General features: G+C 45.4%; 12 protein-coding genes. 8 read left to right on the plus strand and 4 right to left on the minus strand.

Annotation, left to right across the window (positions count from 1 at the left end):
* Together A3757_RS09900 and A3757_RS09905 are read right to left on the minus strand one after the other, a co-directional pair.
* Positions 1–2,242 (minus strand): RND family transporter (locus A3757_RS09900; RefSeq protein ID WP_068739507.1); only part of this gene is annotated, 2,242 nt, incomplete at its 3' end.
* A 45-nt stretch (positions 2,243–2,287) separates the two neighbouring features.
* Positions 2,288–3,418, minus strand: coding sequence for a YCF48-related protein (locus A3757_RS09905; protein WP_082865196.1), 1,131 nt, complete (start codon positions 3,416–3,418; stop codon positions 2,288–2,290).
* A 76-nt stretch (positions 3,419–3,494) separates the two neighbouring features.
* Between A3757_RS09905 and A3757_RS09910 the strand changes: the two genes are divergently transcribed.
* From A3757_RS09910 to A3757_RS09930, 5 genes are all read left to right on the plus strand, one after another.
* Positions 3,495–4,409 carry an alpha/beta fold hydrolase gene (locus A3757_RS09910; RefSeq protein WP_068509332.1) on the plus strand — a complete coding sequence of 305 codons (915 nt, stop codon included), beginning with the start codon at positions 3,495–3,497 and terminating at the stop codon, positions 4,407–4,409.
* Positions 4,410–4,471: 62 nt separating this feature from the next.
* Complete coding sequence (locus A3757_RS09915; RefSeq protein ID WP_068553464.1) at positions 4,472–4,882, plus strand: YeeE/YedE family protein; 411 nt, start codon at positions 4,472–4,474, stop codon at positions 4,880–4,882.
* Positions 4,879–5,292 carry a DUF6691 family protein gene (locus A3757_RS09920; RefSeq protein WP_068516746.1) on the plus strand — a complete coding sequence of 138 codons (414 nt, stop codon included), beginning with the start codon at positions 4,879–4,881 and terminating at the stop codon, positions 5,290–5,292. Before A3757_RS09915 ends, A3757_RS09920 begins: the two co-directional genes overlap by 4 nt.
* A gap of 15 nt (positions 5,293–5,307) precedes the next feature.
* A complete protein-coding gene (locus A3757_RS09925) occupies positions 5,308–5,934 on the plus strand; it encodes a DUF2238 domain-containing protein (RefSeq protein ID WP_068516744.1) in 627 nt (208 codons plus the stop codon).
* Complete coding sequence (locus tag A3757_RS09930; protein WP_068509914.1) at positions 5,927–6,496, plus strand: nucleoside deaminase; 570 nt, start codon at positions 5,927–5,929, stop codon at positions 6,494–6,496. The genes A3757_RS09925 and A3757_RS09930 overlap by 8 nt, the downstream gene beginning before the upstream one ends.
* A gap of 17 nt (positions 6,497–6,513) precedes the next feature.
* On the opposite strand, the gene A3757_RS09935 is transcribed toward A3757_RS09930, so the two are convergent.
* Both A3757_RS09935 and A3757_RS09940 read right to left on the minus strand, forming a co-directional pair.
* Positions 6,514–6,837: a DUF2288 domain-containing protein gene (locus A3757_RS09935; protein WP_068516741.1), complete on the minus strand. Its 324-nt coding sequence runs from the start codon at positions 6,835–6,837 to the stop codon at positions 6,514–6,516.
* Between the two features lie 167 nt (positions 6,838–7,004).
* Positions 7,005–8,489 carry a wax ester/triacylglycerol synthase family O-acyltransferase gene (locus tag A3757_RS09940; RefSeq protein ID WP_068739509.1) on the minus strand — a complete coding sequence of 495 codons (1,485 nt, stop codon included), beginning with the start codon at positions 8,487–8,489 and terminating at the stop codon, positions 7,005–7,007.
* Between the two features lie 440 nt (positions 8,490–8,929).
* Here A3757_RS09940 and A3757_RS09945 point away from each other — a divergent pair, with 440 nt between their 5' ends.
* The 3 genes from A3757_RS09945 to A3757_RS09955 form a co-directional block, all read left to right on the plus strand.
* Positions 8,930–9,922, plus strand: a complete 993-nt coding sequence (locus tag A3757_RS09945; RefSeq protein ID WP_068516739.1) for an alpha/beta hydrolase — start codon at positions 8,930–8,932, stop codon at positions 9,920–9,922.
* A gap of 170 nt (positions 9,923–10,092) precedes the next feature.
* A complete protein-coding gene (locus tag A3757_RS09950) occupies positions 10,093–10,839 on the plus strand; it encodes a hypothetical protein (protein WP_068514029.1) in 747 nt (248 codons plus the stop codon).
* A 17-nt stretch (positions 10,840–10,856) separates the two neighbouring features.
* Positions 10,857–11,341: enoyl-CoA hydratase-related protein (locus A3757_RS09955; protein WP_197469977.1), on the plus strand; the 485-nt coding region annotated here is incomplete at its 3' end.

The following is an 11,341-nucleotide window of genomic DNA, read 5'->3' on the forward strand; positions in this document are numbered from 1 at the left end:
GAAATTTGATCGGCGAAAAGATCCAGGTTGTAGTACCGATAGCCAGGGTCAGCCCTGTAAAAGCAACGGCTTTANCCGTTGAGTGGAGCGTATGGAAATAAGCTCTCTGTAAAGTCATGCCTTGCGTTAGGTACTCCTCTAGACGAGAGTAGATATAGATACCGTAATCGACACCTAAGCCCACACCCAAAGCAATAATTGGTAAGGTTGAAACCTTCACACCAATGCCTAAAAAGGCCATCAAGGCCGTACATAGAATGGAAGTCATCATCAAAGGCATAACAATGCAAACAACGGCTCGCATAGAGCGGTAGGCGAGCAAAACCATCATTCCGACAATCACATAAACAATAACCATCATAAAAGTCTGTGATTCAGCTATCACCTGGTTAGTCGCGACTTCAATACCTGCATTTCCAGCCGCCAACAATATTTGCACCTCATCTGACTCAAAGGTCTCCGTGTAAGCCTCTACCACATCAACCGTTCGCTGCAAGGTTTCCGCTTTATGGTCATTAAGAAAAATGAAAATAGGGGCTAAGCTGCAATCGCGATTAATAAAGCCCGAAGGCACGTGCTGCAAAGAAGTGTCGATAATTTTCTGGTTTCTCGATAATTCAAACCACTTATAACTCCCTTCATTAAATGCTTTGGTGACCGCCTTTGAAATATTCACTATCGAAACACTTAATTGAACACCCTCAGTATGATTTAGCTCCCACTGCAAACGCTCCATTAAATCCATCACTTCATAAGATACACATTGCTCTTGTGGCGTCTTAACCATCAGCACCATGACATCAGCACTGGTCGAGTAGTTACTGGTAATAAATGCATTATCCAGGTTATAACGAGAGTCAGGGCGTAACTCGGGAGCACCCGCATCTAGCTCTCCAATCTTCAACCCCTGGGAGACATAAAGACCCATTGCCACAGCAAATTGCGCAAGAATAATAAACTGCAAAGCATATTTATGAGATGCCATCTTCGCTATTCTTGCCCATATCGGGCTGGGGTGCTTTTCTACCTTACGCACATGCGCGATACCACGCTTAGTCACACCAAAGTAAGACATAATAATAGGCAGCAATACCATATTGGTGATGATAATACTGGCAATACCAACACTGGCACCAACGGCCAAGTCTTTTATCACATCCACCTCAACCACAATCAGGGTCATGAAACCAATTGCATCACTAATCAAGGCAAGCATCGCTGGCACATAATGGTGACGAAAAGTACGAAGCGTTGCCTCGAGTGACTCAAACCCTGCGCCCATTTCGTGGGTCAAGCCATTGATAAACTGGACCGAGTGGCTAATAGCAGTCGCGAATATAATAAAAGGAATCAGCACCGAATAAGGATCAAGACCATAGCCTAGTAAGTGCATAATCCCCATTTGCCATACCACCGCAACAATGGAGCAGCCAACAGCTGCCAGGGTGCTGGTAAGACATCGGGAATAGTGAAATAGCAAAGCCGCAGTAATCAATACAGCAACAGCGAAAAAGACAACGATCGCAGAGAAACCTTCAATCAAGTCGCCAATTTTTTTGGCAAAGCCAACAATCTGAATGTTGACCTTAGATCCTTCTCCCGCGTAGCGCTGCCTAACGTTTTCTTCCAACACCCTAGAAAAGTCGAGGTAATTTAACGGCTCCCCCGTCTCTGGGTTTTTCTCCAACAAGGGGACATAGACAATCGAAGACTTAAAATTATTCGCTACCAGGCGACCGATTTCACCCGAGCGCAAGATGTTCTGTCTCATTTGTTCCAGGCTTGCGTCACTTCCATCATAGTCATGAGGGATAACTGTCCCTCCCTGAAAACCCTCTTCTGTCACTTCAACCCAGCGAACATTAGGCGTCCACAGAGACTTTAACCCTGTACGATCCACCCCTGGTAAATAGAACACTTCATCACTAATTTTCTCTAGTACATCCAGATAATCCTTATCAAAAATATCACCTTGCTTGGCCTCGACCGAGATTCGAATAAAGTTCGCCAGGTTCTCAAGGTCCTCTCTGTTCTCAAGGAAGTTGATAACATAAGGGTGCTCTAAGGGGATCATTCTTTCCAGGCTGGCATCAGGCCTTACCTTCGTCCCCATATAAGCCAAAAACAAAGATACAGAGAGGAATAAGCACAAGACAACCAGCCTTCGGCTAAATATCCACCGCTCGACCATTGGCTCAGCAAGACTAACGCTCTGTAACTCTTGTTGTTCGATTTCACTCATTATCGTTTTTCACTCTTCTTACTTTTCAAGTGTCAGATTCGCATCTTAATAAGGCTGAAAGTGGACACCATGATCACTCACCAGCACCAATTCAGAGTTCTTTAATGTCGCAACAGCGTTATAAGCCTCTAGACCCGACTGTTTAACTTTAGAGAAAGTCTTACCCTGGTCGGTGCTGCGTACAATCACACCTGAAAAGCCACTTAATATCACCACGCCATTTTCATCAATCGTAGAGCCGGTTAAGTTAGTCGTTGCAGGCGTAGCAACCTTATCCCATGATTGACCTTCATCGGCTGAGCTATACACATTGCCTTTCAAACCATAAATCAACACTTCTTTGACCTGAGGGACTTCCTGAATGCCAAAAAAAGAGCCTTCATATGGGCTATATAAGGTTTCCCAGCTCTCCCCCTGATCATATGAGGCGAACATTGTGCCGGCCTCACCGACTATCAAAACGGCACCAGTGGATAAAACAGCAATTGAGTTTAGGTGGTAACGGTCAAAATTCTCTAAACGGTTTGCCATCGAAAACCAGGTCTTACCACCATCCTCGGTTGCAAAAAATAAACCGTAGGCACCGACAACATAGCCTTTATCTTTGTTTTCAAAATACACTTCCAAAAGAGGGTTCGCTGGCCCTAACTGGCTATCAAACTCAGCATTCGATAGGGCGAATTCGGCATCATCTAAATCGTAGGACAAATCGTCCTGAGCTTCCTCATCGGCGGCATCGTACTCTTCCCGAAGAGCTTGATAGTCTGCTTTAGCACCGTCAAGGAGCAGCTCATTAGCTCGCTTGCCATCAAACTGAAGCGTCCAGTTTTCGCCAGCATCTTGCGTATGAAGAACCACGGCACTATGCCCCACTGCCCAGCCATGGGTATCATCAACAAAGTACATCGCTGTGAGCATCGTTGAAACAGGCACCTTTGCCTGAACCCAGTTTTCACCTCCGTCATTAGAGTAAGCAATGACGCCGCGTTCGCCGATTGTTAGCAATCGATCACCGAGAGTCGTGACATCAAGAAAAGCCGACTTCTCGACATTGTTGAAGGTTCGCGAAGGCTCATCTAAACGATCCTTTAATTCAAGCGCACTAAGTGGCCCTGCAAGCAAAAGCAATAGAAAAAGGCGGTGCAGCATTTTGAGGCAAGCATAGCTATTCAACATGATGTTCAGTATTCTTTCCGTAATAAGTAGGTGCTTAATAAATTTAGCTCATCAATAGCAATAAGAAAAAGAATTTATGCCATATATCAATACTGCTGACGGTCAGCGAATTTATGTGCGCGACCTTGGCCCCAAAAACGCTAACACAGCTCCGATCATTCTACTCCATGGCTTTGGTATGCAGTCTCTGCATTGGCTACCTTTTGCCCTGCCCTTAGCAAGAAAGCAGCGTTTTATCATTCCCGATTTGCGAGGTTTTGGCCTTTCCCATCACATCAACCATGACCGGGATTGCGTCATGTCCAATTACGCAGACGATCTACAGCAAATAATCACTTCCTTAGAGCTGGAGAGTTTTAAATTAGCTGGTATATCAATGGGCGCCTTTGTTGCACTTAAGTACCAGGAAAAATATAGCGACAATCAGGTTGAACGTTATCTACATATCGACCAAAGTCCCAAATGCCTTAATGATAGTGAGTGGAAATGGGGGCTTTTTGGCGCAGAAAACCAAGAAAGACTCTCCGAAGCGACAGACCTAATAGGCAAGCTAGACCCTTATATTGAGGCTCAGGCAGCCTACGACACCCTCCCCAAAACACTAAGAAAAGAGTTATGGGATAATTTAGCAAGCTTCTTCTCTGATGCGCTGTCTCGCTCATCCCACAAAGCGATTGCCAGGAGAGTATGCTCAAATGAGTTTTTGGCCCGCAAAATAATGCCTGTCGATAACTGGCCCGTTTACATCACCTGTCTGAAAGCCTACATAGAACAAGACTACGACATGCTCGACGTTATCGCTAAGCTGAATAGCCCGCTGACATTAGTCGTTGGGCTTAAATCAACGATGTACCCCTGTACCGGCCAACTCCGCATTGCCGACCATCACCCCAATTGCGATGTTCTCACTTTCCGAAACAGCGGGCATACACCGCTTATCGATCAACCTTATCGCTTTTTTCAGACACTAAAAGGTTTTGCCCAAGCCTAAATTTTGACCTAAAAAACTGTTATGCTGCCGCCGAAATTTAAACAACATTTCTCGGAGTACTCGTGGAGAATATAACACCCGCATTAATTGGTGGATTACTGATAGGTCTTTCGGCCAGCCTTATTATGCTTTTTTACGGTCGTATCACCGGTGTCAGCAGCATGATTCAGAGCCTTGTTAAGCGCACACAAGGTAATACCTTAAACAGTTTTGCCTTCTTAGCAGGAATGGCTTTAGGTGCATTGTGCTTAAGCGAGCTCAGCCAAATTAATTCTCAACCCATTCCAAACCATCCGGTTATTATTATCCTTTCCGGACTACTTGTGGGCTACGGTACGTCAATGGGCAGTGGCTGCACCAGCGGCCATGGCATCTGCGGCATTAGTCGCCTTTCCCTGCGTTCGATCATCACTACACTTTGTTTTATGACAAGCGGAATCATCACGGTAGCTATCGTGAGGCATGTCATATGAATGCTCTAATATATCTTTTCTTTGGTCTGTTATTCGGCCTGGGGCTCGCTTTTTCAGGTATGACTAACCCAGAAAAAGTCCTTGGCTTTCTCGACCTATTCGGCAACTGGGATCCGACGTTAATGTTTGTTATGGCTAGCGGCGTGGGAACGACCATGCTCGCCTACCATTTTATTTTCAAGCGTCGGCCGATAATAAATAGCGAGTTTTGTCTTCCAAACAAACAAAAACTGGATAAGCGGCTGATCATTGGTTCTGTTTTGTTCGGCGTCGGCTGGGGGCTTTATGGCTACTGCCCTGGCCCGGCTATTGCCGCCTTAAGCTACTTGCACAGCGATACTTTTTTGTTTGTCGCAGCGATGCTTGGTGGTACGATCATCCATACTGTACAAGGAAAAAAGCAACCTTAAGGGACGTGGACAGCTATGCCGGCAAATGCAACTCAAGTTCTTTGGCTTACACTCTATTTTGCCGTGCTCGGCTGGTCAGGCTACGAACCTATAGACTTGTATACCTGGGTGCTAGAAGTCGCTCCGGCGATCATCGGCCTGGTATTAATCGTTACGACAAGGCGAAGCTTTCCACTGACGCCCCTGCTGTACTTCCTAATCCTGATTCACTGTATCATTTTAATGATTGGTGGACATTACACCTACGCAGAAGTCCCCTTGTTCGACATGATAAAAGAAGCCTGGGACTTGGACCGCAACAATTACGATAAAGTTGGCCATTTCGCACAAGGCTTTGTCCCAGCCATTCTTGCCAGAGAAATCCTTATTCGAAAGCAGGTCGTTAACGGCGTCAGCTGGCTCAATTTCTATATTATTAGCATATGCTTGGCCTTCAGCGCATTTTATGAACTTATCGAATGGTGGGTCGCACTCTTATCAGACCAGGCAGCAGAAGCATTTTTAGGTACTCAAGGCGATAATTGGGATACTCAATCTGATATGGCAATTGCACTGGTAGGCGCGATTCTGGCTATTATCACACTCTCGAAAACACATAACCGCCAGTTACTCAGTCTTAAAAGCCGTGTAAAAGATGATTGACCCCTACGCAAACTCTTTAGAAATCCAGCTTCCTAACTGGTTAAGTGAATATCGTGCTAGCTACCAGATAAGTGAAAGCCTGAGCGAGCGAATGAAGTTCGTCATCGCGGCATCACAAAGAAACATTAATAAAGATACTGGCGGCCCCTTTGCCGCAGGCGTTTTTGAGACCGAGTCTGGCAAACTGATATCTTTAGGTGTCAACCTGGTCACAAGCCAAGGTCTATCAATATTACACGCAGAAATCCTTGCTATCAGCTTGGCTCAACAACAACTGGGTAGTTACGAACTAGCAAAATCCGAGCACCGGTTAGAACTGCTTACCAGTACCGAACCCTGCGCTATGTGCCTGGGAGCAATCCCCTGGTCAGGTATTCATCGCGTCGTCTGTGCGGCAACAGGCAAAGATGCCGAAGCGATAGGCTTTGACGAAGGAGATAAACCCAATGCTTGGAAAGCGGGTCTTGAAAAAAGAAAGATAGAAGTAATAACTGAAGTCTGCCGAGACGAAGCCAAAGCCGTACTAAACAGCTATGCTAATAAAAATGGACATATTTACTAGCATTCTCAGAACTAAGTTTATTTAGAAACCGCCTGGACTAGAATCCAAGGTTTAATCACTAAAGTCCACAGTTCGGCATCGGCCTCATACCAGGCTAAGGCCTGATCATCTGAAACCTGGGCAACCTGCCCCGAGGCTAGCCATTCCTTGAAGATCGGAGCATTATCTGCCGCAAACTGCTCGCCCACCAACAATAGATCAAGACCCGGAGCAACGTATAGCACCATGCCCGAGGCGAAGAAAGTCTGTAGCTCGCGCCAGGGAGCTCTAGCAGTTTCCAAGTTGAGTTTATGCTTAAGTGGAACTTGGTCATTAGCATTGAGTGACGGACTATCGGACATAAGCTACCTAACTTTACTTTCAAAGGAGTTTCGAACAGCAAGCTTTCGTCGCTCGCAGCCTTAAAGCAGGTAATGATACTGAATTTACACTAGAAGTATCCAGTAATAATGAACGATTCATATACTGGATACTTTTTAGATCCTAACAAACACTCAAGGACTGCTAGTTACGAGGCCATCACAGGCTGAACAAGGTCTTCAATATAACTTGATACGATGTCAGTACGGTGCTTCTCGAGCTGTTCAACAAAGTGCTTCACAATACGCTCAGGGTTAGGGAACAGCTTTGCATCGCCAACCAAACCAAACTGAATTTGCCCCGCATAGCTAATGATGCTCAAACCTAAACCGATATCACCCGTCTGGGGAACCCAGAACATCTGCTCTTTAATCTCAGCCCCAGCTAGGTAGCGAGTCTCTCTAGAACCAGGCACATTAGATAAGACAGCGGAGGTTTTGTTACCAAAACTTTCCAATAGGGTTTTCTGAACATTTTTAGGCAGCATGCCTGCCGCATAAAGAATGCCGTAGGACAAAGCTGGTTGAAGAGACTGTTTCAAAGAAATCATGTCATGCTTAATCTTGCAGACTCTCTCCAGCGGATTCTCGATCCCAACAGGCAAAGCCACAAAAACCGTTCCGAAGCAGTTACCCAGGTCGTCAGGGTTACCAGCCATATCCACTTTGCTTTCAGGGCGAATATTGACAGGCAAGGTCACGTGAACCTGCTTGCCATCGAGTTCTTCACCTGCAAGCAGCAACTCCTCGCGAAAGGCACCCGCAACACAAGAAATCAACAAGTCATTAATCTTACAGCCAACCACCTTGGAAATACCGTAAAACTTATCAAAGCTTATCGGCTCAGACCAGGCACAGGTTTTGCGAACACCTAACTTACCCTTCAAGACACGCTTAGGGTCTGGTGCCATCGTCGCCAACTGAGCTAGTTCTGCCGCTGCTTTAACTCCATCACCAACAAGCTCTCTAAGTGCTTCTTTATCGCGTAATACCTGAATACCTTCAGAAGAGACTTTCCTAGCCAATGAGGCATACCGATCTACACGAACTTTCGCAGTATCCACTACTTTCTGGTACCGGGGCCATTCGTAATTAATATCAGTAAGTGTCTCACTTTCTTCGGCCGCTACCTCGTCGTTATCCGCACATGAAGGTGAAAACGGTTTCACATTCGGCGCATCATCGGTAATCGAGTGAAAAACAGAAATCAAAGCTAGCCCGTCTGCATAGCTATGATGAACCCGCAGAATAATCGCATTACCCTGCTCATAGTTATCGACAAACAATAGCTGCCACAAAGGTTTGCTTGCATCCAGCGGTATGCTCGCCTGATCCGCAAGATAGCTCTGTAGAGCTTCTTTGTCTGCATTACCTGTTAGCGCAACACGTTTAACATGGTTATCAATATCGAAGTAAGGATCTTCCTGCCAATAATACTGCCCGGTCTTGAATACAGGGCAAGAAGTAAAGCGTGGAAAACGTAAGAAACGATTAATGATGGTATTTCTAAAATCATCAAAAGCCATACTCTCGGTAATGAGCATGGCATTTATAATCATCAGGTTGGTAGGAGAGTCCATACGCAACCAAGCTGTATCAGCACCTGTTAAAGGTTTTAATTTGCTGTTACTCATGCCTGACCCCAAATATTGTTTTTATGTAATGAGAACGACAGAACGATAGTGATTGCAAAGATAGCAGATATCTTGGCGAAACGGCACCAAGAAAGTAGTGTTATATCTGAGCAATATGACATTCAAGTTTCAATTGAAACCAAATGTTACATTTTTTAACACCGAAAAATAAGCCCATCTGCCATAATTATTTCATAGAGTTACAGACGCTTTTAAACTTAAGTTCTAAATAGCGCTCATTGTTTGACCAATTTAATATTCCATTGTTGCTCAAGCTGCGTATACTTATTGATAAATAATCTAACATTTGCACGGTTTCAGATACAAAGTGAAACCTAAGCAAAGCCATAGTCACAGGGCCTTCCAAGTGTGCAAACGCCGGAAAAGCCAGCTGCCAAATTTTAAGCGCAGCATGACTATTAGAGAGTTGGGAGAGTAAAATGCAAGCAATCCATGCGCGCAAACTGATAAAGCCGATCGAACAAAGCTATACCGAAATGTTTTCGGGCAAGGTCTTCACCGTCGGTAAAGGCGCGGTTAGCATTCGAAACCATAGCAGCCAAGCGAAACATACCGTTATTGGCGTTCACGGTTTTTTGGAAAATCATTGCTACTTTACGCAACTCTATAATGATTCTTCTACAGAATTGGTATTATTGACCTGCAGTAACTACCACGTTCCTGTTAGCGGCCCTATCCCAGAGCCAGCTGAGTGGGAAATACCTATTAAGTACCCTGAAGCGACCATTGAATACGATGCATGCGTCCTTAACCAGGCTCTCGAAAATTTACCGACAACTGAAAACATTCGTATTCACGGTCACTCTCGTGGCGGCGCCGTTATTCTCCAAGCGGTAAGCTTTCGACCAGAACTCTATAAGAATGTTGAGCTAATTCTCGAAGCGCCAGCCTTGCCTGGTGGTAAAACTCACCCACTAGTTTCAGCAATGCTGGAACCTGTCAGCCATGGTATGTGGCCCTGGGTTGTTCGTATGATTAATAGCACACCTTCATCGTCTTATGGACAAATGTTTTTTGGCAAGACCAATGAGCGCAAGAAACAACTGCTCAATAAGATGTTTAGTGCAACCAAAGACCATCTGACTATCGTGCGCAACATTGAGAACCTGTTTGCCTGGATGGATAAAGCTGACTATTCAGTTTATGAGCATGTTAAGCATGGCACCTTCCTAATCCCTAAACTAGATAGAATTCTTGACCGTGACTTAATGCTTGCCAGTGCCAAGCATAGCCCGAATGCCGTGAGAATTGTTGAAACTGATGCGATGAGCCATTTCGTATCACTGGACGACCCTAAATGGACACCGAGCCTTGACGACATGCCCACCGTTCTTAGCAACAAGCCCGCTCGTCCAACAATGAAACTCAACCCCGACCAGCAAAAGAAGCTACAATTATCTGCAGGCGTGTAGCACTTCTTAGCAGATAGTGACTCCGGCGTTGAGCCTTCAGCGCCCAAAACAGCCTTCAGCGCCAAAACAGCTCTCAACACCAGGCATTCAAAAATTCCACTCGATTCAGCGCCTGTCTTTCTATAGAATTCCAAACCTGTTCTATTGAGTATCAGGGATCCGCGATCACTATGAGCCGTGACAAGCTTCTTCACACCCATGCTTCTAGCCCTGCGGCCAAAAGGCTAAGAGAGGCAATGCTCAATTATCACGACTTCCAACAGCAATCAAAGCTCGACAATATCGACCACCACTTGGCAAAACTCGCTCACTGGCAAAGTGAGCGCTTAAAGTTCAGTCATCGCGATTTTTATCAATCAAGCGACTATCAAGACGGCTTATCCTTCCTGTTTACGGATTTATATTCAACCGAGGATTTCAGCGACCGCGATCGGGATCTTGAGCGAATATTTCCTAAAATGATCAAGCTTTTACCAAAAAAAATTCTTGAAACAGTGAGTCTTCTGGTAGAACTAAACTTACTTACTCAGCAGCTAGATCAGCGGCTTGCTGAAATCATATTTATTGAACACAACAGCAATGAGCTAAACGAGAAGATCTATTGTGAAGCTTATCGCGCTAGCGACAATCATGGCCAGCGACTATACCAGATACAACTGACTTCACAGCTGGGACAAAAACTCGACAAGTATGCGCGTAGCTCCGTCATCTTATTTACCTTACGCATGACCGAAGGTGCCGCAGAAATGGCTGGACTACAAGCACTTCATCAATTCTTAATGACCGGCTTTGAAGCCTTTCATAGCATGAAGGATGTACGCACGCTGATGAATACCTTAAGCGAAAGAGAAACCGTCTATCTCGATGAGATTTATCAAGGCAATAATCACCCCTTCAATTTTGACCTGAGCATATAAGCACAAAGGAAATACACATGACCGACCGCATCATTCTTGAACGAGTAAGGCTGGAGATTAAAGATCAAATTGCCTATGTAACCTTAGTTCGTGCAAGTAAGCTCAACGCACTCGATATAGCTATGTTTGAGGCCATTGCAAAAGTGGCTAAAGAACTTAAAAAGAACAAGTCTATCAGAGCGGTCATTCTATCTGGTGACGGTGATGCTTTCTGCTCTGGACTAGACATAAAAAGCGTTTTGAAAAGTCCGGTAGCCGCGCTCAAACTTTTGGTTAAACCCGGCACCAAGGCCTCAAACCTGGCCCAGGATGTCAGCTACCTGTGGCGCGATGCTCCCGTTCCTGTCATTGCAGTGACACACGGAAAATGCTGGGGAGGCGGCTTTCAAATCGCATTGGGTGCCGACTTTAGATACAGCACACCCGATTGCGAATTCTCTATCATGGAAGCACGCTGGGGTCTGATTCCCGACATGGGCGGCACACTAACGCTGAGAGAGCT

It is taken from the genome of Oleiphilus sp. HI0117 (assembly GCF_001635235.1).

Bases quoted from the DNA above. Each gene is read 5' to 3' on its own strand.
- A3757_RS09905 (WP_082865196.1), bottom strand. From the start codon at position 3,418: ATGTTGAATAGCTATGCTTGCCTCAAAATGCTGCACCGCCTTTTTCTA.
- A3757_RS09935 (WP_068516741.1), bottom strand. From the start codon at position 6,837: ATGTCCGATAGTCCGTCACTCAATGCTAATGACCAAGTTCCACTTAAG.
- A3757_RS09940 (WP_068739509.1), bottom strand. From the start codon at position 8,489: ATGAGTAACAGCAAATTAAAACCTTTAACAGGTGCTGATACAGCTTGG.
- A3757_RS09925 (WP_068516744.1), top strand. From the start codon at position 5,308: ATGCCGGCAAATGCAACTCAAGTTCTTTGGCTTACACTCTATTTTGCC.
- A3757_RS09950 (WP_068514029.1), top strand. From the start codon at position 10,093: ATGAGCCGTGACAAGCTTCTTCACACCCATGCTTCTAGCCCTGCGGCC.
- A3757_RS09930 (WP_068509914.1), top strand. From the start codon at position 5,927: ATGATTGACCCCTACGCAAACTCTTTAGAAATCCAGCTTCCTAACTGG.
- A3757_RS09910 (WP_068509332.1), top strand. From the start codon at position 3,495: ATGCCATATATCAATACTGCTGACGGTCAGCGAATTTATGTGCGCGAC.
- A3757_RS09920 (WP_068516746.1), top strand. From the start codon at position 4,879: ATGAATGCTCTAATATATCTTTTCTTTGGTCTGTTATTCGGCCTGGGG.
- A3757_RS09945 (WP_068516739.1), top strand. From the start codon at position 8,930: ATGCAAGCAATCCATGCGCGCAAACTGATAAAGCCGATCGAACAAAGC.